This is a genomic window from Anaerococcus sp. Marseille-P9784 (assembly GCF_902500265.1).
Taxonomy (GTDB): Bacteria; Bacillota; Clostridia; order Tissierellales; family Peptoniphilaceae; genus Anaerococcus.
Genome location: NZ_CABVOZ010000003.1, coordinates 314,326 through 337,893, shown reverse-complemented (window position 1 = coordinate 337,893; position 23,568 = coordinate 314,326). Strand labels below are relative to the sequence as shown.

The 23,568-nt window shown below is 31.6% G+C and carries 22 protein-coding genes and 1 tRNA gene; 19 read left to right on the top strand and 4 right to left on the bottom strand.

Going from position 1 to position 23,568, the window contains the following annotated elements:
- Positions 1-3 precede the first annotated feature (3 nt).
- Genes GAN53_RS08280 through GAN53_RS08260 form a run of 5 tightly spaced genes read left to right on the top strand, consistent with a single transcriptional unit; the run spans position 4 to position 8,542 of the window.
- Entirely contained in the window at positions 4-4,896 is a 4,893-nt protein-coding gene (locus tag GAN53_RS08280) for a phosphoribosylformylglycinamidine synthase (RefSeq protein ID WP_151410631.1), read from the top strand.
- Positions 4,896-6,347, top strand: coding sequence for an IMP dehydrogenase (guaB, locus tag GAN53_RS08275; RefSeq protein WP_151410630.1), 1,452 nt, complete (start codon positions 4,896-4,898; stop codon positions 6,345-6,347). Before GAN53_RS08280 ends, guaB begins: the two co-directional genes overlap by 1 nt.
- 9 nt (positions 6,348-6,356) lie before the next feature.
- Positions 6,357-6,833 (top strand): 5-(carboxyamino)imidazole ribonucleotide mutase, encoded by a 477-nt coding sequence (gene purE, locus GAN53_RS08270; RefSeq protein WP_151410629.1) that lies wholly within the window; start codon positions 6,357-6,359, stop codon positions 6,831-6,833.
- Complete coding sequence (gene purM, locus GAN53_RS08265) at positions 6,833-7,852, top strand: phosphoribosylformylglycinamidine cyclo-ligase (protein WP_151410628.1); 1,020 nt, start codon at positions 6,833-6,835, stop codon at positions 7,850-7,852. The genes purE and purM overlap by 1 nt, the downstream gene beginning before the upstream one ends.
- Positions 7,853-7,861: 9 nt before the next feature.
- Positions 7,862-8,542, top strand: a complete 681-nt coding sequence (locus tag GAN53_RS08260; protein WP_151410627.1) for a phosphoribosylaminoimidazolesuccinocarboxamide synthase — start codon at positions 7,862-7,864, stop codon at positions 8,540-8,542.
- Positions 8,543-8,691: 149 nt separating this feature from the next.
- Here GAN53_RS08260 and GAN53_RS08255 read toward each other — a convergent pair whose 3' ends face one another.
- The gene (locus tag GAN53_RS08255) at positions 8,692-9,141 is read right to left on the bottom strand and encodes a hypothetical protein (RefSeq protein ID WP_151410626.1); all 450 of its coding nucleotides are present in this window, start codon (positions 9,139-9,141) and stop codon (positions 8,692-8,694) included.
- Positions 9,142-9,484: 343 nt separating this feature from the next.
- Between GAN53_RS08255 and glmM the strand changes: the two genes are divergently transcribed.
- From glmM to rplL, 8 genes are all read left to right on the top strand, one after another.
- The gene (glmM, locus tag GAN53_RS08250) at positions 9,485-10,831 is read left to right on the top strand and encodes a phosphoglucosamine mutase (protein ID WP_151410625.1); all 1,347 of its coding nucleotides are present in this window, start codon (positions 9,485-9,487) and stop codon (positions 10,829-10,831) included.
- A 100-nt stretch (positions 10,832-10,931) separates the two neighbouring features.
- Positions 10,932-11,081, top strand: a complete 150-nt coding sequence (gene rpmG / locus GAN53_RS08245) for a 50S ribosomal protein L33 (RefSeq protein ID WP_151410624.1) — start codon at positions 10,932-10,934, stop codon at positions 11,079-11,081.
- Between the two features lie 9 nt (positions 11,082-11,090).
- A complete protein-coding gene (gene secE, locus GAN53_RS08240) occupies positions 11,091-11,273 on the top strand; it encodes a preprotein translocase subunit SecE (protein WP_151410623.1) in 183 nt (60 codons plus the stop codon).
- A gap of 7 nt (positions 11,274-11,280) precedes the next feature.
- Positions 11,281-11,883 carry a transcription termination/antitermination protein NusG gene (gene nusG / locus GAN53_RS08235; protein WP_151410622.1) on the top strand — a complete coding sequence of 201 codons (603 nt, stop codon included), beginning with the start codon at positions 11,281-11,283 and terminating at the stop codon, positions 11,881-11,883.
- A gap of 64 nt (positions 11,884-11,947) precedes the next feature.
- On the top strand, positions 11,948-12,376 hold the full coding sequence (rplK, locus tag GAN53_RS08230; RefSeq protein ID WP_099320550.1) for a 50S ribosomal protein L11: 429 nt from the start codon (positions 11,948-11,950) through the stop codon (positions 12,374-12,376).
- A gap of 38 nt (positions 12,377-12,414) precedes the next feature.
- Positions 12,415-13,125: a 50S ribosomal protein L1 gene (rplA, locus tag GAN53_RS08225; protein ID WP_151410621.1), complete on the top strand. Its 711-nt coding sequence runs from the start codon at positions 12,415-12,417 to the stop codon at positions 13,123-13,125.
- Between the two features lie 200 nt (positions 13,126-13,325).
- Complete coding sequence (gene rplJ, locus GAN53_RS08220) at positions 13,326-13,880, top strand: 50S ribosomal protein L10 (RefSeq protein WP_151410620.1); 555 nt, start codon at positions 13,326-13,328, stop codon at positions 13,878-13,880.
- 67 nt (positions 13,881-13,947) lie between these two features.
- Positions 13,948-14,331 (top strand): 50S ribosomal protein L7/L12, encoded by a 384-nt coding sequence (gene rplL, locus GAN53_RS08215; protein ID WP_151410619.1) that lies wholly within the window; start codon positions 13,948-13,950, stop codon positions 14,329-14,331.
- An 81-nt stretch (positions 14,332-14,412) separates the two neighbouring features.
- On the opposite strand, the gene GAN53_RS08210 is transcribed toward rplL, so the two are convergent.
- The gene (locus GAN53_RS08210; protein ID WP_151410618.1) at positions 14,413-15,321 is read right to left on the bottom strand and encodes a neutral zinc metallopeptidase; all 909 of its coding nucleotides are present in this window, start codon (positions 15,319-15,321) and stop codon (positions 14,413-14,415) included.
- A 731-nt stretch (positions 15,322-16,052) separates the two neighbouring features.
- Here GAN53_RS08210 and GAN53_RS08205 point away from each other — a divergent pair.
- From GAN53_RS08205 to GAN53_RS08195, 3 genes are all read left to right on the top strand, one after another.
- Positions 16,053-16,283, top strand: coding sequence for a hypothetical protein (locus GAN53_RS08205; protein WP_151410617.1), 231 nt, complete (start codon positions 16,053-16,055; stop codon positions 16,281-16,283).
- An 11-nt stretch (positions 16,284-16,294) separates the two neighbouring features.
- Positions 16,295-16,495 carry a hypothetical protein gene (locus GAN53_RS08200; RefSeq protein ID WP_151410616.1) on the top strand — a complete coding sequence of 67 codons (201 nt, stop codon included), beginning with the start codon at positions 16,295-16,297 and terminating at the stop codon, positions 16,493-16,495.
- 183 nt (positions 16,496-16,678) lie between these two features.
- Positions 16,679-17,086, top strand: a complete 408-nt coding sequence (locus GAN53_RS08195; RefSeq protein WP_151410615.1) for a type II toxin-antitoxin system HicB family antitoxin — start codon at positions 16,679-16,681, stop codon at positions 17,084-17,086.
- Between the two features lie 372 nt (positions 17,087-17,458).
- On the opposite strand, the gene GAN53_RS08190 is transcribed toward GAN53_RS08195, so the two are convergent.
- A tRNA-Thr gene (locus tag GAN53_RS08190) sits at positions 17,459-17,534 on the bottom strand.
- Between the two features lie 124 nt (positions 17,535-17,658).
- Between GAN53_RS08190 and tuf the strand changes: the two genes are divergently transcribed.
- Both tuf and GAN53_RS08180 read left to right on the top strand, forming a co-directional pair.
- Positions 17,659-18,855: an elongation factor Tu gene (gene tuf / locus GAN53_RS08185; protein WP_151409903.1), complete on the top strand. Its 1,197-nt coding sequence runs from the start codon at positions 17,659-17,661 to the stop codon at positions 18,853-18,855.
- 419 nt (positions 18,856-19,274) lie between these two features.
- Positions 19,275-20,648: a putative glycoside hydrolase gene (locus GAN53_RS08180; RefSeq protein WP_151410614.1), complete on the top strand. Its 1,374-nt coding sequence runs from the start codon at positions 19,275-19,277 to the stop codon at positions 20,646-20,648.
- A 72-nt stretch (positions 20,649-20,720) separates the two neighbouring features.
- On the opposite strand, the gene GAN53_RS08175 is transcribed toward GAN53_RS08180, so the two are convergent.
- Positions 20,721-21,578, bottom strand: a complete 858-nt coding sequence (locus GAN53_RS08175) for an AraC family transcriptional regulator (protein ID WP_151410613.1) — start codon at positions 21,576-21,578, stop codon at positions 20,721-20,723.
- A 335-nt stretch (positions 21,579-21,913) separates the two neighbouring features.
- On the opposite strand from GAN53_RS08175, the gene dnaG reads away from it, so the two are divergent.
- Complete coding sequence (dnaG, locus tag GAN53_RS08170; protein ID WP_151410612.1) at positions 21,914-23,560, top strand: DNA primase; 1,647 nt, start codon at positions 21,914-21,916, stop codon at positions 23,558-23,560.
- Positions 23,561-23,568 lie beyond the last annotated feature (8 nt).

Below are 23,568 nucleotides of genomic sequence, written 5' to 3'. Positions count from 1 at the left end.
TAAATGAACATACTAATAATTGGCTCAGGAGGTCGTGAACACGCTCTGGGTTTAAAGCTAGCAAGTAAAGATAGGAATATCTTTTTTGCTCCAGGAAATGGCGGGACTTCTCAAATAGGAAAAAATATCGATATTGATGTTAGTGAAATTGAAAAACTAGTAGATTTTGCCAAGGAAAATAATATTGATTACACAGTAGTAGGACCAGAAAATCCTTTGTGCGATGGTGTAGTTGACCAATTTGAGAAAAATGGTCTCAAAATATTTGGAGTTAACAAAGAAGCTTCCCAATTTGAAGCTTCTAAGGCTTACACCAAAGAGTTTTTAGAAAAATACAAAGTAAAAACAGCAGCATATTTAAAAACAGACGATATAGAAAAAGCTTTTGCTTTTGCAAGTGAACTTTTAGAAAAAAATGGAAAAGTTGTCCTAAAAAGAGATGGACTTGCAGCAGGCAAGGGAGTTTATATCATAGATGATGAAGATGATTTAAAAGCAAGGCTTGATGAGATATTTGCCCTTGATAAATTCCTTGTTATTGAAGAATTTATCGATGGTTTTGAGATGAGTCTACTTTGCCTTACAGATTCAAAAACCATAATTCCTTTGCCAACAGCCAAAGATCATAAGAAAATTTTCAATAGAGAAACAGGCCCTAATACTGGCGGTATGGGAACTTATGCTCCAAATGTTGAGGCTGAAGCTTTCAAAGATGAAATACAAAAAGAAATATTGCCTAAAATCATAGAAGGCTTTAGAAAAGAAAATATTGATTACAGAGGAGTTTTATTTATAGGATTTATGATAAACGAATCTGGCATCTATGTTTTAGAATTTAATGTTAGATTTGGAGATCCTGAAACTCAAGTCGTTTTAGAATTAATCGATAATGATTTGTTAGACTTACTAATGGCAACATCTGAGGCTAAATTAGATGAAGTTAAGCTTAAAGTTAACGATAAGAAAGCTCTTTGCCTAGTTTTAGCTTCCAGTGGTTATCCAAATGCTTATGAAAAAAATAAAGAAATAACATTTGCAGATGGAATAAATTCAAAAATAATCCACGCAGGAACAAAAGAAGCTGATGGAAAAATCCTAACTTCTGGTGGAAGAGTTTTAAATATTGTTTATACTGCTGATAACTTTGATCAGGCGATAAAAGAAGTTTATCAAGATGCAGACAAGGTAAATTTTGAAGGCAAATATTATAGAAGAGATATCGGTCCTTCAGTTAAAAGAGTTTATGTTAGAAGAAAAGATCAGTTTGATTTTCAATCACAAAATCTTAAAGAAAAAATCAAAAATACTCTAGGAATTGACCTTTCAAATCTAAAAATCTACAAGAGATATGACCTTGAAACTAGTGATGAAAATTTGAAAAAAATCCTAAAAACAGTTCTAGCAGAAGCTCCAGTTGATGAAATATATGCTTTTGATGATGCTTTGAAATTGCAAGCAAATTTTGACAAGACAATTGTTAGTCAATATCTTCCGGGACAATTTAACCCAAGAGAACAAGGTGTAATCGATGCTAGTTCTTTAATAATCGATGACAAAAACTTTTTAGTAAAATCATCTACAGTCTATGAAATTACAGGCGTTTCTGATAAAGATTTAAAAGAAATTGAAAAATTCATTATAAATCCAGTTGATTCTCATAAGGTGAATTTACTTGGAATTCCAACAACTCTTAAAAGTAAAAATAAGAAGAATTTGGAAAATATATCTTATTTAGAATTTAAAGATTTTAACGAAGAAAAACTTAATGAGTTTTTAATGGATAATTCTTTGGCTATGAGCTTGGATGATTTAAAACTTGTTAGAGATTATTTCAAAAGTGAAAATCGTGATCCAAATGAAACTGAAATAAAAATTTTGGATACTTACTGGTCTGACCATTGCAGGCACACAACATTTAACACTTACTTGGATATTGAATTTGATACTGCAACTTTATTGGATGAAGCTATCAGAGATTCATTTGAAAAATATTTGCAAATGAGAAGAGTTTTGGATATCAAAAAGCCTATCAATCTTATGAGCTTTGGAACAATTCTTGCCAAATATATGAGGACAAATAATAATTTTGCTGATCTTGAAGTTAGTAATGAAATAAACGCTTGTTCTGTTTTTACAAAAGTTAGAGTTGTTAAGGATGGCAAAGAAAGTCTTGAAAATTATCTTTTGATGTTTAAAAATGAAACTCACAACCATCCAACAGAAATTGAACCTTTTGGTGGGGCATCAACTTGCTTGGGCGGAGCTATCAGAGATCCTCTTTCAGGAAGATCTTATGTTTATCAAGCAATGAGATTAACAGGTGCTGGAAATATCAAAGAATCATACGATAAAACCTTAGAAGGAAAACTTCCTCAAGCAAAAATTACCCACGAGGCAGCTTTAGGTTATTCTTCTTATGGAAATCAAATTGGTCTTGCGACAGGTCTTGTAGATGAATTTTATCATGAAGGTTACAAGGCAAAAAGACTTGAATGTGGAGCAGTAATTGCTGCTGCACCAGCTGAAAATGTCAAAAGGTTAGATCCAATACCAGGAGATATTGTTATACTAATCGGTGGCAAAACTGGTAGAGATGGAATTGGTGGAGCAACAGGTTCATCTAAATCTCACAAAATTAGCTCAATAAAAACTGAATCAGCTCAAGTACAAAAAGGAAATGCACCAGAAGAAAGAAAAATCCAAAGATTATTTAGAAGAAGCGAAGTAGCAAAACTTATTAAAAAATGTAACGACTTTGGAGCAGGTGGAGTATCCGTTGCCATTGGTGAATTAGCTGATGGAATTGATATTTACCTAGATAGAGTTCCACTAAAATACGAGGGGCTTAAACCTTTTGAAATTGCAATTTCTGAATCACAAGAAAGAATGGCAGTTGTAATAGATAAAAAAGACAAAGAATTATTTATGCAATATGCCAAAGAAGAAAACTTACAAGCAACAGAAGTTGCAACAATTACTGATAATAAAACAATGACCATGTATTATGAAGATACAGTTATTGCTAAGCTTTCTTATGATTTTATAAACACTGATGGAGCAGAAAGATTTGCAAAAGTTGATGTAGTAAGCGAAGATTTGCCAGAAGTTTTAGTAGAAAAAGATGAAGATCCAGAAAAATTCTACGAATTAGTAAAAACTCTTGATATATCTTCAAAGAGAAATCTTATAGAAATGTTTGACTCATCAATAGGAAGAAACACAGTTCTAAACCCATTAGGGGGAAAAAATCTACTAAATCCAGCTCAAGTTATGGCAGCAAGAATTCCAACAGAAGAAGGAATTTCAAAGACGGTTTCTTTAATGACTTATGGCTTTGACCCTAAATTATCTGAAGAAAGTCAATATTTAGGTGGTTATTATGCAGTTGTCGAATCCATTTCAAAATTAATAGCGGTTGGCTCTGATTTAGAGAAAATAAGATTATCTTTCCAAGAATTTTACGAAAAAATGGAAGATAGCAAAGCTTGGTCAAAACCTTTAAAATCCCTATTAGGTGCCTTTGAGGTAAGTAATTACTTTGTAAGCCCACCAATTGGCGGCAAAGATAGCATGAGTGGTAGCTTTGAAAATATAAAAGTTCCACCTACTTTAATATCTTTTGCAGTAACAACTGAGGATGTTGAAAATATAATTACAAACGACCTAAAAGGAAAGGGCAAAATCGGCTTGGTAAAAACAAATTACAAGGAAGATGGCACTTTAGATTTAGGCGAATTAGAAAGTAATTATAAAAAACTTATAAAAGATATAAGAGATGGTAATATAATCTCAGCCATAGCTCTTACTAGAAAGGGACTTTTGGCAGATATTTACGAGCAAGCTATTGGAAATACTGGCTTTGATATCAAATACGACAATTTATATAATCCAATGTTTGGATCATTTGTTGTCGAATATAAAGACAATCGTGAATTTATAGAAAATATAGGAACTTTCACTGAAGAAATAATTGTAAATGGAGTTTCTTTAGATAAAGAAAAACTATACGATTCTTATATCCATAATTTAGATGAAGTTTTCCCAGCTTACGAAAATATCAAATACCAAAAACTTAATCCACAAAAAGTTCAAAGAAAGCTAAAATCTGACAAGCCTTGCCAAAAGCCTCAAGCTTTAATTTTAGCAGCTCCAGGAACTAACTGTGAATGGGATACAGCTAATGCTTTGAAAAATGCAGGAGCTCAAACACAAATACTTGTATTTAGAAATCAAGACGAAGAAGAAATTAAAGATTCTATAGAAAAATTAGCAAAAGCTTTAGAAAATTCACAAATTTTTGTAATACCTGGCGGTTTCTCTTTAGGGGATGAACCAGATGGTTCTGCAAAATTCTTAGCAAATATTCTAAGAAACGAAAAAGTTTCTAAGGCAATTAAGCATTTGTTAAATGAAAATGATGGTTTAATATTGGGAATTTGCAATGGCTTCCAAGCTCTTGTAAAAACTGGACTTTTGCCTTATGGAGAAATTAGAATCCCTGATGAAAATGACCCTACATTGACAAATAATACATCAACTCGCCATATAGCAACTTTTGTAAATACAAGAACTCTTACAAATAATAGCCCATGGACTCTTGGAACTGACTTAGATAAAACTTACAGAATTCCAATATCTCATGGTGAGGGAAGATTTATAGTAAGCGATGAGAAATTAAAAGATCTTTTAGCAAATGATCAAATATTTTCAGTATATGAAAATTCCCCTAATGGTTCCAATTACAATATCGAAGGAATAATTTCTAAAGACGGAAAAATTTTAGGTAGAATGGGTCATGCTGAAAGAATTGATGAAGATTTGTTTAAAAATGTTTATAATGTAAGCCGTGAACCAATCTTTGAAAATGCAGTGAAATATTTTAGAAAGGATAAGTAATGAAATTTTTAGGAGAAGGATTAACATTTGATGATGTCCTATTAGTACCAGGCCCATCAGAAGTTTTACCAAATGAAGTAGATACAACAACTTATTTGACAAAAAAAATCAAATTAAACATACCAATGATGTCAGCTGGTATGGATACAGTTACAGAATCTCAAATGGCAATTGCCATGGCAAGACAAGGTGGAATAGGAATAATTCACAAAAATATGCCAATAGCTGAACAAGCTAGACAAGTAGATGTGGTAAAAAGATCAGAACATGGAGTTATAACTGATCCATTTTACTTACATCCAGAAAATATTTTGCAAGATGCCCTAGATATTATGTCAAATTACAAGATTTCCGGTGTACCAATTGTAGATAAAGAAATGTATCTAAAAGGCATACTAACTAATAGAGACGTTAGATTCCAAGATGATCCAAGTCGTGTAATCGATGAAATAATGACCAAAGAAAATTTAGTAGTAGGTTATGAAGGAATCAAAATGCAAGAAGCTATCAAACTTATGGAATCTGCAAAAGTAGAAAAGCTTCCGATAGTTGATGAAGATAACAAATTAAAAGGACTAATTACAATCAAAGATATTGAAAAATCAAGACAATATCCGCAATCAGCAAGAGATGCTAACAATAGATTAGTAGTAGGGGCTGCAGTTGGAATCACAAATGATATGATGGAAAGAGTAGATGCTTTAGTTGAAGCAAAGGTTGATGTCATCACCTTAGATACTGCTCACGGTCATTCAAAAAACGTAATAACAGCTCTAAAAAAGATTAAAGCAAAATATCCAGATTTAGATGTAATAGCAGGCAATGTTGCAACAGCAGATGCAACTCGTGATTTAATAGAAGCTGGAGTAGATGCAGTAAAAGTTGGTATAGGACCAGGTTCAATTTGTACAACAAGAGTTGTAACTGGTATAGGCGTACCACAAATAACAGCAATTATAGATTGTGTTAACGAAGCTAATAAATACGGCATTCCAATAATAGCAGATGGTGGTATCAAATACTCAGGTGATATTACCAAAGCCCTAGCTTGTGGAGCAGCTGTAATCATGGCAGGTTCTCTATTTGCAGGAACAGAAGAATCTCCAGGAGAAACTATTGTATTTGAAGGTCGTCAATACAAAGAATATCGTGGAATGGGATCCCTTGCAGCAATGAAAGATGGATCTGGCGATAGATATTTCCAAACCAATACCAAAAAATTCGTTCCAGAAGGCGTTGAAGGACGAGTTGCTTACAAAGGTCCAGTTGGGGAAGTTGTTTACCAACTACTTGGTGGTCTAAAATCTGGTATGGGATATGTAGGAAGCAAGGATTTGGCAGAACTTTACGATAAGGCTAAATTTATAAGAATTTCTTCTGCATCACTAATAGAAAACCATCCACACAACATTACAATAACAAGAGAATCACCAAACTATTCTAAAAACTAGGAGGAAAAAATGACAGATGTAAGAGTAATAATGGGTTCAGCTTCAGATATTGAAGTAGCAAAAAAAGTTACCCAAATATTAAAGAAATTTGAAATTTCCTATGAAGTTTCTGTAATATCAGCTCATAGAGCCTTAAACATTTTAGAAGAAACCATAAAAAAAGATGATTGTAAAGTTTATATAGGAATTGCAGGAATGGCTGCTCATCTTGCAGGAGTTATGGCTGGTATGACAATAAAACCAGTTATAGGAATTCCTGTTGGTGGCTCAAATACAGCAGGTCTTGATGCTTTATTATCTATGGTACAAATGCCAAAAGGCGTTCCAGTTGCAACAGTAGCTATAAATGGTGGCAACAACGCTGGGCTTTTAGCTATACAAATTCTAGCCTTAGCTGATGAAAATTTGGCAGAAAAACTAAAATCTTACAAAAAAGAAATGTTAGATAAAGTTATTGAAGATGATAAAAATCTTGAGGCAATATAATGGCAAAGCTCACATATAAAGATGCTGGAGTTGATAAGGAAAAAGGCTACCAAGAAGTAGAACTTATCAAACAAATCGTCAAAAAAACCCATAGCGATGAAGTTTTGGCGGATATTGGTGGCTTTGCTGGTGCCTTTGCCCCAAATCTAACAGGGATAAAAAATCCCGTTCTTCTTAGTGGAACAGATGGAGTTGGAACAAAAATAAAACTTGCAATGGATATGAATAAACACGATACAGTTGGAATTGACTGTGTTGCTATGTGTGTTAATGATATTCTTTGCCAAGGAGCAAGACCTCTGTTTTTCCTAGATTATATAGCAACAGGAAAATTAGACCCACATAAAATGGCAGAACTAGTAAGTGGAGTTGCTGAGGGATGCAAACAATCAAATGCAGCTTTAATCGGTGGAGAAACTGCAGAAATGCCAGGAATCTATAAAGAAGATGATTATGATTTGGCTGGATTTGCAGTAGGACTAGCTGATAAGGATAAGTTAATTACAGGAGAAAAACTAGAAGAAGGAGATATAGCAGTTGGCCTATACTCATCAGGAGTTCACAGCAATGGTTTTTCACTTGTTAGAGCTTGTTTAGATCAAGCAGGAATTTCACTTGATGATAAGTTTGACGATGAAATAACTATTGGAGAAAAACTTCTAACACCGACAAAAATTTACGCAAAAGAAATTAAAGAACTTACAGAAAATGTTGAAGTAAAAGCCATTGCCCACATTACGGGTGGTGGACTTTATGAAAATATTCCTAGAGTTTTAAAAGAAGATCAGGCAGTAGAATTTGACCTAAGTGATTTAACCATCGACCCAATATTTGAAAAAATTCAACAATGGGGAAATATTGATACTGATGAAATGTATCATACATTTAATATGGGCATTGGAATGGTTGTTTTTATTGATCCTAAAGACTTAGAAAAAACTTTAAAAATTGTAGCTGACAAAGGTCAAAAAGTAGGTAAAATTATAAAGGGCAAAAAAAATATAATAATTAATTTATAGGAGTAAATTATGGAAAAAGTATATACAGGAAAAACAAAAGACGTTTACAAATTAAATGACGAAGAATATTTATTAAAATTTAAAGATGATGTTACAGGAAGTGACGGAGTTTTTGATCCAGGTGCTAACACGGTTGGTCTTACAATGGAAGGTGCTGGTCATCAAGCTGTTGCAATGACAAAATTCTTCTATGAAAAGCTAAACGAAAAGGGACTTACAACTCACTATGTATCAGCTGACCTTGATAAAAACGAAGCAGTAGTTAAAAAAGCTGAAGTCTTTGGTCACGGAGTAGAAGTTATTGTTAGATATTATGCAGTAGGTTCATTTATCAGAAGATATGGACAATACATCGAAAATGGAACAAAAATCAAACCATATGTAGAAATCACCTTAAAAGATGACGACAGAAATGACCCACTAATAACAAAAGATGCCCTAGCCTTACTAAACATCATGACAGAAGATGAATATGAAGAATTAAAAGAATTAGCACTTAATATTGGCGAATTTGTAAAAGAAGAATTAGCTAAAAAAGGCCTTGACTTATACGATATCAAATTTGAATTTGGTAGAATAGAGGGTGGTAAAATTGCTCTTATAGATGAAATATCTGGTGGAAACATGAGAGCTTACCAAGGCGATAAATATATCGAACCTCTAGAATTAGAAAAAATAATGCTAGGCTAAAATCATATTTCGAGATTATTTATAATTTTGAGAATAAAAACCTCCTGATTAGGTAAACAAAAACTAATCAGGAGGAATTTTTATGCTAGAACAGACCAGAAACAAAATTACAAAAAGTATTTACAGGACAACAAAACTTTTTACATACACTAATTATTCACTATGCTAAACTCACCGTTAATATTATCAAAAATAATTAATTTTCTATCTCTCGCGCTAAATACATACTCACCTCTAACTAATATATTTTTTCTCTTAACATATCCTAACTGATCTATTTTTATAATTTCAACGGAGTTTTTTTTCAATGTTTGTGTTGCTTGACTAATAGTGTAGTTAGGCTTCAAATATAAAAATGATATTAAACTGATTGTTGCAATGACATAATTAACTTTTAATATTTGATCATTATTGTTTTTGAAATTAGAAATTATCAAGGTCAAGAAAATTATTATATATGGAGTTAGCATTATATCTTGAGCATATAAAATAACATCAGATACGATAATTAATAGCACAATGATATTAGGAATTATTAATACTATGGAATTAATATTGACCTTGTGCTTCGGCAATTTGTGCATTTCTTGCAATTTCATCTGAAAAATCACCTCTATTAGCTTTTCGTACATTTTTTTCTTGATAAATAAATTTTTTATTTGTAAGATTAACAGCTATAACTTCTTTTTGTGTAAAATTATAAATCCATTTCTTAAAAAATATATTAATATTTTGTAATATTAAAGTAAAATCAAATTCCTAAAAATCAATGAATTTGTTAATAAGTTTTACGATATGAAAATTTGAATCTTAAAGATTATATTTGATTTTTCTTTTTTAGTTTAATTTAATTTATATCAATTAATTTAAAGAAAAAGTTTAAGAGTTTTTTATATGAGAGTATAATATTATAGTAATTTAGAAAACTCTTAAGGAGGTTTTATGAAATATTTTGGAACAGATGGATTCAGGGGAGAAGCTAACAAAGGATTAAACGTCTATCATGCTTTTAAAATCGGTAGATTTTTGGGAGATTACTTCAAAACTGATAATGGATATAATGGCAAAATTGTAATTGGTAAAGATACAAGAAGATCTTCATATATGTTTGAAGATGCTTTATCAGCAGGTATCACATCATCAGGATCAAATGCACATTTATTGCACGTAACCACAACTCCATCAGTATCTTATATAGTTAGAAGTGAAAACTTTGATTGTGGAGTTATGATTACAGCAAGTCATAATCCTTTTTATGATAATGGAATAAAACTTATAAATTCCAAGGGCGAAAAAATGAAAGACGACTTTTTGGAAGAACTTGAAAAATATATAGACTCTGACATAAAAGATATAGATCTAGCCGTAGGAGAAAAAATAGGCAGAACTGTAGATTTTATCGGTGGTCGTAATAGATATATCGGATATCTAATTCAAACTGTAAATAAATCTTTTGAGGGAATTAAAGTTGGATTAGATTGTGCAAATGGTGCAAGCTTTACAATAGCAAAACCAGTTTACGATGCTCTTGGAGCAGATACTTATGTAATAAATGACAAACCAAATGGCTTTAATATCAATGTTGATTCTGGATCAACTCATATAAATGCTCTACAAAAATACGTTGTAGAAAATGGTCTTGATATTGGCTTTGCTTTTGATGGCGATGCTGATAGATGTATAGCAGTAGATTCTAAGGGAAATGTAGTAGATGGCGATGGTATAATATATGTTTGTGCAAAATATATGAAAAATGAAGGCAAATTACCAAGCAACACCGTTGCAACAACTATCATGAGTAATATCGGTCTTTACAAAGCTTTAGATCAAATTGGTATTTCTTATGTCAAGACAAAAGTTGGCGATAAATACGTTCATCAAGCAATGGAAGAAAATGATTATGAGATAGGTGGAGAACAATCAGGCCACATAATATTTAGAAAATACGCCAACACTGGAGATGGAATATTAACTTCTCTAAGAGTAATGGAAGCGATGATAGATCAAAAAACTGATTTAAAATCCCTTACAAGAGATCTAAAAATATATCCACAAGTTTTGGAAAACGTAAAAGTAAAAGATAAAGAAGAAACTTTGTCAAATGAAAAAGTATGTCAAATGATAGATCAAGTAAATAAAGAACTTGCCGATAGTGGTAGAGTTTTGGTAAGAGCTTCAGGAACCGAACCTTTAATAAGAGTAATGGTAGAAGCAGAAAGCGATAACAAAGCAAAAGAATGTTGCCAAAAGATAATTGATACCATAAAATCAGAAAATTTGACCATATAAAATAAATGAATTTATCTTTGAATAATGTTGACAAAGACAGCTATTCAGGGTATCATAATCACTTGTAGGAATTATCCGTATAAAAATAGGAGGTGTTTAAATGGCAGATAAAGTAAAATTGGAATGCACTGAATGCAAAAACAGAAATTACGATACTACTAAAAACAAAAAAAATAATCCTGAAAGATTAGAATTTAGAAAATATTGTCCATTCTGTAGAAAGCATACAATCCATAAAGAAACAAAATAGGAGCATATAATGGCTAAAAAAGAAGAAAGCTTTTTCTCAGCAGTTAGTAAGGAAAGAAAAAAAATTCAATGGCCAGATAAAAAAACCACTCTTGAATATACAATAATTATTCTAATAATTAGTACTATCACAGGTGTGGCTATTTGGCTATTAGACCAATTATTTGCTTTCCTATTAGGATTTTTGATGTAGGTGAAAGATGCCAGAAACTTTCGATAGGAATGAATCCTTAGAAGAAAAAGCAAATGTAGTAGAAGATACTAACGATGAAGAAAAAAATTCTTCTGATCAGGCAAAATGGTATGTAGTGCATACTTACACTGGCTATGAAAATAGAGTTTGCGATAAAATCAGATCAATGATTGAAAATGAGCAAAATCCTGACATAGTTGATGTTACAGTGCCGACAGAAGAATATGTAGAAATCAAAAACGATCAGAAAAAAGTAAAAACAAGAAAGCTATTTCCAGGCTATGTAATGGTAAAGATGAATATAACCAACAAAAGTTGGTATATCATCAGAAATACTCAAGGAGTTACAGGTTTTGTAGGTCCTGATAGAAAACCAGTACCTTTGACCAACGCTGAAGTAAGAAAATTTGGCGTAACAGACGAGAAGGTAGTTATAGACTTAGATGTAGCAATCGGAGATGATGTAAATATAATTGCAGGTCCATTTAAAGATTTTGTGGGCAAAGTTACAGAAATTGACAAAGAAAAGCAAACAATAAAAGCTTTTGTAGATATTTTTGGTAGAGATACATCAATCGATTTAGAATTTTCTGATATAGAAACAATCTAAAATTTTAGATAACTGTCAGAGAGTGGGAGGGAAATCCCCCGATATGACCACAAGGAGGTAAATTATGGCAGAAAAAGAAGTACAAGCAGTAGTCAAATTACAAGTACCAGCAGGAGCAGCATCTCCAGCACCACCAGTAGGTACAGCATTAGGTCCTCACGGAATCAATATAATGGACTTCGTGCAATCATTTAATTCAAAAACAGCCGACCAAGCTGGAATGATTATACCGGTAGTATTAACAGTATATACGGATAGAAGTTTTACATTCATTACAAAAACACCACCAGCACCAGTATTAATCAAAAAAGCTATCAACCTTAACAAGGGAAGTGGAGAACCAAACAAAAACAAAGTTGGTAAAATCACTCGTGCACAATTAGAAGAAATTGCTAATACAAAAATGCAAGATCTTAACGCTGCAAGCTTAGAAGCAGCAGTAAGCATGATAGCAGGAACAGCTAGAAGTATGGGAGTCACAGTAGAAGACTAGTGGGAGAGTTAACTCGATAACCACTAAGGAGGAATTAAATGGCAAAAAGAGGAAAAAAATATTTAGAATCAAAAAAATCTTATGATTCAACAAAAGAATATGAGCTTGATAAAGCTTTAGAGATAGTAGAAAGTGTTGCTAAGGCAAATTTTGACGAAACAGTAGAACTTCACGTAAAACTTGGTGTTGATAGCCGTCATGCTGATCAACAAGTAAGAGGTACAATCGTACTTCCACATGGAACAGGTAAAGAACAAAAAATTCTTGCATTTGTAAAAGAAGACCGTATAGATGAAGCACTTAATGCAGGTGCTGATTATGCAGGTGGAGAAGAATTAGCAGAAAAAATTCAAAAAGAGAACTGGTTGGATTTTGATGTTGTAATTGCAACACCTGATATGATGGCAACAGTTGGTAAGTTAGGTAGAGTTCTTGGACCACAAGGATTAATGCCAAACCCAAAAACTGGAACAGTTACAATGGATGTTAAACAAGCAATTTCTGAAATCAAAGCTGGTAAAGTTGAGTATAGAACAGATAAAGCTAACTTAATACATGTACCAACAGGCAAAGTATCTTTCGGTAAAGAAAAATTAAGCGAAAATATCAGAGCGCTTATATCTGCAATAGTTAAAGCAAAACCTGCAGCAGCAAAAGGTAAATACATTAGATCAATTACCTTAGCAAGCACCATGGGTCCTGGAGTAAAATTATCTGCTCAAAGAGCAATGGATCTAGTAGAAAAATAATATTTGCAAAAAAAACAAATTGTGATATAATATCATAGTCAAATAAACAGGCTACCAAAGACTACGCAGACCTAACGGTTTAATAATTGCGTATAGGTGGGAAAAATTACTTACAATCCCCACCATTGTAAGCATAGTTACTATGCTTAGATAAAGTGGGGTTTTTTAATACCTACCAAAAGCCTTTAGGAGGTGAAAAAGTGAGCGAAAAAGCTATAGCAGCTAAACAAGAAGTTGTTAATGAGATTAAAGAAAAAATCGAAAACGCAAAGTCAATAACAATAGTTGGTTTTGACAAAATGGACGTTGAAGAAATAACAGATCTTCGTAGCAAATTCAGACAAGGAAACTCAGAATACAAAGTATACAAAAATACAATGATGAGATTTGCTTTCCAAGAACTAGGTTTTGAAGAATTAACAAAAGAACTTAAAGGTTCAAATGCATTAATTTTCTCAAATGAAGATTCTGTAACAGGTCCAAAAGTAGCAGTAGATTTTACTAAAGAAGGAGATCTTCAAAAAGAAAAACTTCTAATAAAAGCAGGTTTAGTAGATGGTGTAGTCCAATCTAGCGAGCAAATGATTGCAATAGCATCATTACCAAACAAAGAAACACTTTACTCAATGCTTGCAAATGTAACACAAGCACCAATTAGAGCTCTTGCAGGAGATCTTAACAACACCATTGCAAAAATTGCCCTTGCACTTGATGCAGTACGTGCTAAAAAAGAAGAAAGTGAACAAGCAGCTTAATATTTATAATTTTAGAAAATTAAGCTTAAATTAAACATTATTTAAAAAATTAATTAAGGAGAATAAAATGGCAAGTGAAAAAGTAACACAAATATTAGACGAAATTAAAGAATTAACAGTATTAGAACTATCAGATCTAGTTCACGCAATCGAAGAAGAATTTGACGTAACAGCTCAAGCAGCAGTAGTAGCAGCAGCACCAGCAGCAGCAGGTGGAGCAGAAGCAGCAGCTGCAGAAAAAACAGAATTTGACGTAGTATTAAAATCAGCTGGACAAAGCAAGATCAACGTAATCAAAGTTGTTAAAGATGCAGCAGGCTTAGGATTAAAAGAAGCTAAAGCATTAGTTGATGGTGCTCCAGCAAACGTACTAGAAAAAGTATCAAAAGATGAAGCAGAAGCTCTAAAAGCTAAATTAGAAGAAGCTGGCGCTGAAGTAGAATTAGCATAGTAATAAAAATATTGAGTCCCTTATGGGGCTCTTTTTTTCAGCAAAAAAATAGCTTGCAACAAAAATTGCAAAGCTAAAATTTTAATTAATATTTTCAAAAAATACCATTGAATTATTAATATCGTGATATTTATAACCTAAATCAAAAGCTTCTTTTCTTTGAGAAGATGAACCATGAGTAAAAGTGTCAACATTTACATTTCTTCCACTCATTTCTTGGATTCTATCATCACCTATAGATGCTGCAGCATCCATAGCTTCTTCAATATCGCCTGGATCAAGATAGCCTTTTTGTTCCACATAAAAAGCAAACAAGCCTCCAAAATAATCAGCTTGAAGCTCTTGAGCAACAGAATATTTGTTATATTCTTTAGTCGGTAAAGTTTGTCTAAGTTTACTAGTTTTATCTAAAATCCCCAATTGATTTTGTACATGATGGCCAACTTCATGAGCTAAAACATAAGCAAAAGCAAAATCTCCACCGGCACCAAATTGATTTTTTAACTGCCTATAAAAATCAACATCAATATAAATACTTTCATCAATTGGGCAATAAAATGGGCCCATATCAGAACTTGCAACTCCACAAGCAGATCTAGTTGATTCTTCGAACAAAACCATTGTAGGTTCAACATATTCAGCATTCATCTCTTCAAACTTTGCATGCCAAACATCCTCAGTGTCTTTAAGCACAACAGAGAGAAAATCTTCTAATGTATCTCTAGCATTAGCTTGATCAGTGCTTTGATTTTGATATTGCTTAGGGTTATCCATATTCTGATTATTAGTGTTATTAATATCAGATCCAATTCCAGATATCCCTTTAAGCAAAAACATTATTATCAAAATGAAAATAATAGAGCCTAAACCACCTTTTCCGCCTCTAGGAATAAAAATTGGTCCAGAACGCCTAGGTGATCCACCAAAACCACTATTTGCTTTTGAACCTTTTCTAACATTGGAACTTCTCTGCCTATCTTGCCATTTCATAATGCACTCCATAAAATTAAAATAATTATATATATTATATACCCGATTCATTCAAAAAGAATAATACTTTAAAATATTAGAATATCAGGATAATATCGAGAGATAAAATAGAATGCAAATATTGGATTATACTTTTTATAATAATCATAATATTGTTTTTAAAAATAAGTAAAATGATAGAGAAATTTGCCTAGAAATTTATATTGACAGAAAAGGATGATACTAACAAATTTTCATAAAGTAAGAACTACCGTAAGTTACATAAATTATTCTTCAACAAGAAAAGCCAATTTTATAATGACATGGCTAATGTTAGAATTTATATAAACAATTCAAAAAAGGGTAAAGATATATTAAGTATAGGACTTGATGAGGAAGAAAAAAAGCAAAAGAACGGGAAGAAGAGCTTGAAAGACGATATGGAAAAAATGCAAGTAAACAAAAGCAGAACTAATTTTAATAAAATAGTACAAAAATAAAAGTTATAAACTAATTTTACAAAATACCATGTTAAAAATAATTATCATATTTAAATAATTAGAGGTGGTGATATTGATTATTTAAGAATAAACTAGACGGTTTTTATAGAATTTAAAAAATTACAAAAAAATTTGACAAAGAAAGGGATTTACCATCAACAGATTTTGAGATTAGTTTACTATCAGCCATATCAAATCTTTATATGCTTATATAGTACAATAAACATATGTACTTTGAATTAGGATAAAATTATGGTTACTTTTGAAAAATACAAAATTAAAGTTATAAAAGAATTTAAAGAATTATGGCCTAGCCTAAGTGATGAGGAAGTTAACGAATACTTTGAAGGCGAAGGTGAAGAAACTACAAGAGAAGATTATGAAAGGTACATAAAAAGGTTAAAAAATAATGAAATAACAGAAGATATATTTATGCATGGTTGTGTAGGATCAACTGCTTATGAATTATCTCTTATGTATTAGTGGAAATAATTATGCAAAAGAATAAAAATACAAACGTAAAAATCACGTTCACAACACAAAAAGAAAAACAAGAATGGTTAAATTTAAGCGAAGAAGATAAAAAAGAATGGCAAGAAATAGCTAACTATTTAAAAGAGGAATGGCCGGATATTGTAACAGACGACTCATTGAGTTATTGGGAAGTAAAAATGATGAATAATTCAGGAATGTAAAACTTAATAAATTTAACACAAACACGTTAGTATTTTCTAACGTGTTTTTTTGTGCAAAAAAGATGCTGAAAATTTTCAAAGTTAGATAGGAACTTAATTAAGAGATCGAAAGCTTTTTTTTGCATTTAATAGCTTGCAACACGTGTATCTACACGTATAATAATAAATATAAAGGAGTGTGTTATGAAAGATAAATATGTATATCCAGCGATTTTCGAATATGGTGATGATGGAATTAATATAGTTTTTCCTGATTTGCCTGGTTGTTTTTCTTGTGCTGATACAGACGAAGAAGCATTGCTTATGTCCGAAGAGGTACTTGGACTATATATGGAAGTTATGGAAACCGATGGAGAAGAGATCCCAGAACCTACAGCATTAAAAGATTTAGAGATTACTGATAATCAAAAGACTGTATTAATAAGCGTTTGGATGCCACTTGTAAGAAAAGCCATAAATAACAAATCGATTAAAAAAACATTAACCATACCTCAATGGCTTGATATTATGGCTAGAGAGCAAGATATAAACTTTTCTTATGTTTTGCAGGAAGCTTTGAAACGAGAGTTAAACGTTTCTGAATATAATTAAAGCAATAATTTGTGAGTTTCCTGATATGCAGACTCTTTTTTGTTTTTCTGTATAGATATTAGTATATAAAAAGATTTTAAAATCACTTATAAGTGAAAATATGAACGATTGTGAATGTTTAAACGTTAATAGTAGTGTTTTAACTTAGATTAAAAAAAGTGAAAAAATAGGGTATTTACACCAAATAATATGGTTGCCTTATCAATAAAAAATATCATAAATAAATTTGATGACAATCTAGATATCTAAGTTATAAGAATTTAGGTCTTGTTTTTTAGTTACCATCATGTTACCAACCGAGGCAGAAAACCACGTTAATATAAGAAAAATTATTATTAAAAACGTTGAAATACCTACAAATAGGCAAAAAAATGGAGCCACTTCCCGGAATTGAACCGAGGACCTCATCCTTACCATGGATGCGCTCTACCTACTGAGCTAAAGTGGCATTACTTATTTATATTACCATATAATAAATAAAAAATCAAGCTCTTTAAAAATATGATATGTAGAAATTTATTGCATATTATGGTAAAATATAAATATATGTATAAGATTCATTAGGAGGAAACATGAGTAAACAACAATTTGAAAGAACCAAACCACACTTGAATATCGGAACCATTGGCCACGTAGACCATGGTAAAACAACAACAACAGCAGCAATAACCCAAGCACTAAACAAAAAATACGGCACAGGTGAATACGTAGACTACGAACACATCGACAAAGCTCCAGAAGAAAGAGAAAGAGGAATCACAATCAACACCTCAGTAGTAGAATACGAAACACCAAATAGACACTATGCACACATAGACGCACCAGGCCACGCAGACTACGTTAAAAACATGATCACCGGAGCAGCACAAATGGACGGAGCAATCATAGTAGTAAGTGCAGCAGACGGTCCAATGCCACAAACAAGAGAACACATCCTACTAGCAAGACAAGTAGGCGTACCAAAAATAGCAGTATTCCTAAACAAAGAAGACCAAGTAGACGATCCAGAACTAATCGAACTAGTAGAAATGGAAGTCAGAGACTTACTAAACGAATACGAATTCGATGGAGACAACTGCCCAGTAGTAGTAGGCTCAGCACTAAAATCCCTACAAGAAGGTGGCGAAGGCCCATGGACAGACAAAATCCTAAAACTAATGGAAGAAGTAGACGAATACTTTGACATCCCAGAAAGAGACAACGACCTACCATTCCTAATGCCAGTAGAAGACGTAATGACAATCTCAGGCCGTGGAACAGTAGCAACAGGAAGAGTAGAAAGAGGAACCCTAAAAGTAGGCGACACAGTAGAAATCGTAGGACTAACCGAAAAAACAAGCCAAGCAGTAGTAACAGGCGTAGAAATGTTCCACAAATCACTAGCCCAAGCAGAAAGTGGAGACAACGTAGGAATCCTACTAAGAGGCGTACAAAGAGACGAAATCTCAAGAGGTCAAGTACTAGCAAAACCAGGCAGCGTACACCCACACACAGAATTCGAAGGTCAAGTATACGTACTAACCAAAGAAGAAGGAGGACGTCATACTCCATTCTTCAGCGGATACAGACCACAATTCTTCTTCAGAACAACAGACGTAACAGGTGATATCCAACTAGAAGAAGGCGTAGAAATGGTAATGCCAGGAGACAACGCAACATTCAAAATCACCCTACAAAAACCAATCGCTCTAGAAGAAGGCCTAAGATTCGCAGTAAGAGAAGGTGGAAGAACAGTAGCATCTGGAGTAGTAACTAAAGTAGTGAAGTAGTCCCGCCATACTGGGTGGAAAATGCGAAGCATTTTACATTTTCGAGGCAAAGCGAAGCTGAGCCCGAAAAACTAAGCGAAAAGCACTGCAAGTGCTTTGAGAGGACAAACGCCATACTGGGTGGAAATTGCGAAGCATTTTACATTTTTGAGATAAGCGTAGAAACGTAATTTCTCCTGAAGAAGCCGGGTGGAAAGTGCGATTACAAAAACTAAAGCTTATAATGAGTAAAGTGATTTGAGATGATAGAGTATTGAGAAAAAACTTATATGATTTTCCAAATTCAATATCTATCATAGATTTTCTCGGATTAAATTTAAAATATATATTAGAATAATCTTAATGATGATTCAATAATATAAGTTCATTCATAAAGAGCGGGCAAGCTTGCTCGCTCTTTACTACTTAAAGGAGCGAATATGAAAAAAAGAATGTGGATATTTTCACTTTTTTTATCATTTGTATTAATTCTTAGCTCTTGTAATTTTAAAGACTTAAAAAATATTTCTAAAGATTCATCTGATAGTCAAATTACAAATGAGGTTTTAGAAAAAGATACAAGCAAAGAAAAAACCACAAATACTTATGATTCTTTAGAGAAAGATTCAGAGGATGAAAAAGCTTTGGATAATAATTCTGAAAAAGGACTTATAAACGAAGCTATAGAAAAAGAAGAAGGCAAACCATATGAAGTTGGTGTAACTCCAGATGATTATAACATGGATTATGATACGTCAAGACTGCTTTCTCTTGAAGAGAAAAAATGTAAATACTATCCAAAAGATGGAGTTAAGGGTCTTTATCTAAATACCACAGCAATTACTAATCCTGAAATTTACAATAGACTAATTAATCTTATAGAAACAACAAAACTAAATGCGGTTGTTGTTGATGTTAAGGATGATTGGGGCAATGTTACGATGAATTTTGACACAGATGATGAGGATGTATTACATTCTAAATCTGATTCTGTTGATTATAAAACTATGCTTAAAGATTTTCACGATCGAGGAATTTATGTAATTGGGAGAATTACAACTTTTAAAGATGGGGTTATAACTGAAAAATACCCAGAATGGGGCTTTACCCTTAAAGATGGAAGCTTGTGGAAGAATAATCGTGGTGAAGCTTTCATGAATCCATTTTTAAAAGAAGTTTGTGATTATGATTTAAAAATTGCAAAACTTGCTGCAAAGGCAGGTTTTGATGAGATACAATTTGACTATGTGAGATTTGCTGAAGGATTTGAGACTTTTTCAGATACCTTAGATTATTCAAGAGGCGAATATGAAGATGCCAACGACATGACCGAAGGTGAAAAAAGAGTTGCAGCTATTACAGGTTTTGTAAAAAGAGCCCGTGAAGAACTCCAAAAGTATAACGTTCCAATTTCTGTTGACGTTTTTGGTTACGCCTTACAAGTAAGGCGTGCTGAGGGTATAGGTCAAGATTTTGATGAAATTTCAAATCAAACCGATGTAATATCTTCAATGATTTATCCATCTCACTGGGGAAGTTGGTCATTTGATATAGAAAAGCCTGACTTAGAACCTTATAATTTAGTATATAGATATTTAGAAGAAGAACAAAAAGTTCTTAAAGAATTAGAGCATCCACCTATTTCTAGACCATGGTTACAAGATTTTACTGCAACTTGGATAGGAGAAGGAAATTGGATGCAATATGATGCAGAAGCTGTACAAGCAGAAATTGATGCCTTATACGATCAAGGACAAAATGAATTCTTATTGTGGAATGCAGCTGGAGATTATAGCGAAGGCTGCGAATATTAAAAAAATTGCTGGAAGTAAAAAATACTTGCCAGCAATTTTTTATTGTAATTATATTTTTCATTTCATATATTTTTAGAGTCTGTGTTTTTTTCTAAACTGTGATGGTGTAAGACCACATTTTTTCTTAAAGACTTGATTAAAATAACTTTGAGAATTAAAACCAACCATGGCAGAAATTTCCTCCATAGAATGGTTTGTTGATATCAGTAAATTCTTTGAAATCTCGATTCTTTTTAGGATCAAATATTCAATTGGTGTGATCCTATAGGATTGCTTAAATTCTGAAATCAAATGAAATTTATTCATGTAGGCCATAGCTGAAAGTTCCTCTAGTGTTATATTATCGGAATAATTGTTATCTATATATTGTTTTAAATAATCAATTTGCCTATTTATTTTTCTTTCGTGGTGAACGGTAATTTTATCATCATATTTTCTAAGTATTTTTATTATAAACATTGCAGCCAAAGCATTTGCCATTGAATTACCAAAAACCTTATTGCTATTTTTTTCGTTAAAAATTTGCCTGAAAATATCTTTGGCGTTATTATTTACACCCAAGTTAGTATTAAAGAAATTGGTTTGAGGATATTCTACATTATTTGAATTTAGTTTAGATATAGAGATAGATTCTATACCAAAACCCATGAATTCAAAACTATTAAGATTTGCATCAACGTAAAGTGTATGTCCAATATTTGAATTAATTATTATCAAATCATCTTTTTTAATTTTTATTGATTCACTTTCTATTGCAAGTCTTGCCTGTCCATCCACTATGTAGTAGAAGTAGATGAATGGATGGAACTGAATTCTTGATGAATAATTTTTATTAATTTTATATTTTTGAGCATCAAGAACTTTTATGGATAGCTCAGAAAGCTTATTATCTTTTTCTAATTCTTTTAAATTAATATTTTCTGAATTCATTAGTTTCTCCTAGGGACAATACGTATTCTTTTTGTTGTCTTATATTATAATATATTATTTTAAAAAATTAAAGTATAAAAATATATTTAACTGAAAAATAATCATTGATAATTGATAATATTAAAAATTTATTTAAAGTGAAGAGCTTTATTGCATAAAATTTTTTTACTATATCTACTAATTTTCTATAGAAAATTTTATAAATTTCTTATATTTTTGATAAATATTTTTTAATTATAATTAGCTAACAAATGAGATGTTAATTTGTTTTAATAATAACAGCAATTGAAGAGAGCTTGATTAATTAGTATAGTTAACATACAAGAGGTGGTTTTATGGTGATGATTTCTAAGGATTCTATTTTAGAGATAAAATCTAGAGCTAATATAGTTGATATTATAGGCGAATATACCAATTTAAAAAGATCAGGATCCTCTTTTAAGGGATTATGCCCATTTCATAATGAAAAAACACCTTCATTTACAGTAGATGAGAAGAAACAATTATTTCACTGCTTTGGATGTGGAGTAGGAGGGGATGTTGTTTCTTTTATTATGCAAAAAGAAGGGCTTTCTTATGCAGAAAGTTTGAAATATTTAGCTGAAAAAACTGGGGTTAATTTATCCTATACTGATGATTTTTCCAACAATGAAAAAAATAAAATTCTTTATGATATCAACAAAGATATTATGATGTTTTATTATAAAAATCTTTTAACTAATAAAGATGCTATAAATTATCTAAAGAAAAGATCACTTTCATCTGCAATTGTAAATACATTTATGCTTGGCTTTGCCAAAAATTCTTGGGACGACTTATTAAGATATGTTGAATACAAAGGCTATGACAAAGATGATGTTGAAAAACTAGGTCTTATCAAAAAATCTCCTAAGGGCAAATATTACGATAAATACAGAAATAGAATTATTTTTCCAATAATTAATCATTATGGAAATGTAATAGGCTTTGGTGGTAGAAGTATTGATAATGCAATGCCCAAATATCTAAATTCGCCAGAATCAGAAATTTTTAAAAAACGTTACAATTTGTATGGGATGAATATCTTTAAGAAACAAAAAAATAAGGATATTATCTTAGTTGAAGGTTATATGGATGTTATAGCCTTAAACAACCATGGAATTGATTATGCAGTTGCATCTTTAGGTACTGCCCTAACTAATGAGCAGGCAAAACTAATAAAAAGATATGCTGATAATGTTTTTATTTGTTATGACCAGGACGAAGCAGGAATAAAAGCAACAAATAAAGCAGTGGATATTTTTTTGGCTGAAAATGTTATTGCCAAAGTTATAAAATTAGATAAGGGTTTGGATCCTGATGATTTTATAAAAAAATTTGGCAAAGATAAGTTTTTAGAAAGACAAGATATGGCTTATGATGCTTATAATTATAAATATAATAATATTTTAGATATTTATAGCAATGCTAAAGATAATGAAAAATATGAAAAATTAGATCTTTTTGTCGAATTTCTTGCTAGTATAGATAAGGATTTGACTAGGGAAATTTTTATAAATAATGTATCAACCTTATTTTCTATAGACAAAAACACTTTGAATCAAGCTATAAACAAGTATAGTAAGAATACTAGCTATAAAAAAAATAGCCTAAATACTTATGAGCAAAACAAAGAAGCTAAAATTATTGTAAGCTCTGAAAAAAGAGCCTTTAATGTTAACGAATTAGAAATTTTAAGGCTGATTTTTAATCAAAAGAGTGATTATTTAAAAAATAAAGATTTTTTTGATAAGTATTTAATCAATGAAAAGATTATAAATGTAAAAAAATTTATTATAGATAAAGATTTAGACAAATTTGATCAAAATGATGAAGATTATACTTACATTTTGAACTATATTAGAGATGATACAAATCCAATAATGACTGAAGAGCTAATGGATAAGATAAAACTTTATGAGAAGAGAAGAAAGTTAAGAGAACTAAAATCTCAAAGAAAGTAAGTTCAAGG

Coding starts and splice junctions, on each gene's coding strand:
- GAN53_RS08195 (WP_151410615.1), top strand. CDS start 16,679: ATGAAAGATAAATATGTATATCCAGCGATTTTCGAATATGGTGATGAT.
- nusG (WP_151410622.1), top strand. CDS start 11,281: ATGCCAGAAACTTTCGATAGGAATGAATCCTTAGAAGAAAAAGCAAAT.
- GAN53_RS08175 (WP_151410613.1), bottom strand. CDS start 21,578: ATGAATTCAGAAAATATTAATTTAAAAGAATTAGAAAAAGATAATAAG.
- GAN53_RS08255 (WP_151410626.1), bottom strand. CDS start 9,141: ATGAAATTGCAAGAAATGCACAAATTGCCGAAGCACAAGGTCAATATT.
- dnaG (WP_151410612.1), top strand. CDS start 21,914: ATGGTGATGATTTCTAAGGATTCTATTTTAGAGATAAAATCTAGAGCT.
- GAN53_RS08180 (WP_151410614.1), top strand. CDS start 19,275: ATGAAAAAAAGAATGTGGATATTTTCACTTTTTTTATCATTTGTATTA.
- rplK (WP_099320550.1), top strand. CDS start 11,948: ATGGCAGAAAAAGAAGTACAAGCAGTAGTCAAATTACAAGTACCAGCA.
- glmM (WP_151410625.1), top strand. CDS start 9,485: ATGAAATATTTTGGAACAGATGGATTCAGGGGAGAAGCTAACAAAGGA.
- GAN53_RS08260 (WP_151410627.1), top strand. CDS start 7,862: ATGGAAAAAGTATATACAGGAAAAACAAAAGACGTTTACAAATTAAAT.
- guaB (WP_151410630.1), top strand. CDS start 4,896: ATGAAATTTTTAGGAGAAGGATTAACATTTGATGATGTCCTATTAGTA.
- rplL (WP_151410619.1), top strand. CDS start 13,948: ATGGCAAGTGAAAAAGTAACACAAATATTAGACGAAATTAAAGAATTA.
- purE (WP_151410629.1), top strand. CDS start 6,357: ATGACAGATGTAAGAGTAATAATGGGTTCAGCTTCAGATATTGAAGTA.
- GAN53_RS08280 (WP_151410631.1), top strand. CDS start 4: ATGAACATACTAATAATTGGCTCAGGAGGTCGTGAACACGCTCTGGGT.
- rpmG (WP_151410624.1), top strand. CDS start 10,932: ATGGCAGATAAAGTAAAATTGGAATGCACTGAATGCAAAAACAGAAAT.
- GAN53_RS08205 (WP_151410617.1), top strand. CDS start 16,053: ATGGTTACTTTTGAAAAATACAAAATTAAAGTTATAAAAGAATTTAAA.
- tuf (WP_151409903.1), top strand. CDS start 17,659: ATGAGTAAACAACAATTTGAAAGAACCAAACCACACTTGAATATCGGA.
- purM (WP_151410628.1), top strand. CDS start 6,833: ATGGCAAAGCTCACATATAAAGATGCTGGAGTTGATAAGGAAAAAGGC.
- secE (WP_151410623.1), top strand. CDS start 11,091: ATGGCTAAAAAAGAAGAAAGCTTTTTCTCAGCAGTTAGTAAGGAAAGA.
- GAN53_RS08210 (WP_151410618.1), bottom strand. CDS start 15,321: ATGAAATGGCAAGATAGGCAGAGAAGTTCCAATGTTAGAAAAGGTTCA.
- GAN53_RS08200 (WP_151410616.1), top strand. CDS start 16,295: ATGCAAAAGAATAAAAATACAAACGTAAAAATCACGTTCACAACACAA.
- rplA (WP_151410621.1), top strand. CDS start 12,415: ATGGCAAAAAGAGGAAAAAAATATTTAGAATCAAAAAAATCTTATGAT.